Genomic DNA, 374 nt, shown 5'->3' with positions numbered 1-374 from the left:
CTGGACGACCTCGCGCGGCTGCGCCGGGTCCGTGACCGGATCGACCGGGAGTACGCGCAGCCGCTGGACGTCGAGGCGCTCGCCCGGGGCGCGCACATGTCGGCCGGGCATCTCAGCCGTGAGTTCCGGCGTGCCTACGGCGAGTCGCCGTACGGCTACCTGATGACCCGGCGCATCGAGCGCGCGATGACGCTGCTGCGTCGTGGCGACCTCAGCGTCACCGAGGTCTGCTTCGCGGTGGGCTGTGCGTCGCTCGGCACCTTCAGCACCCGCTTCACGGAGCTGGTCGGCGTGCCGCCCAGCGTCTATCGGCGCGAGGCGGCGAGCGCGACGGCGGGGATGCCGTCCTGTGTGGCGAAACAGGTGACCAGACC

The 374-nt window shown here is 72.2% G+C and carries 1 protein-coding gene; it reads left to right on the top strand.

The genetic code is table 11. The features are described 5' to 3' along the window. Positions 1 to 374: helix-turn-helix transcriptional regulator (locus tag ADK57_RS16045; RefSeq protein WP_420711862.1), on the top strand; the 374-nt coding region annotated here is incomplete at both ends.

The organism is Streptomyces sp. MMG1533, from assembly GCF_001279775.1.
In the GTDB taxonomy this organism is placed as follows: domain Bacteria; phylum Actinomycetota; class Actinomycetes; order Streptomycetales; family Streptomycetaceae; genus Streptomyces.
Note: the sequence above shows the minus strand (reverse complement) of the source record. Positions and strands in the feature narration are given on the sequence as shown.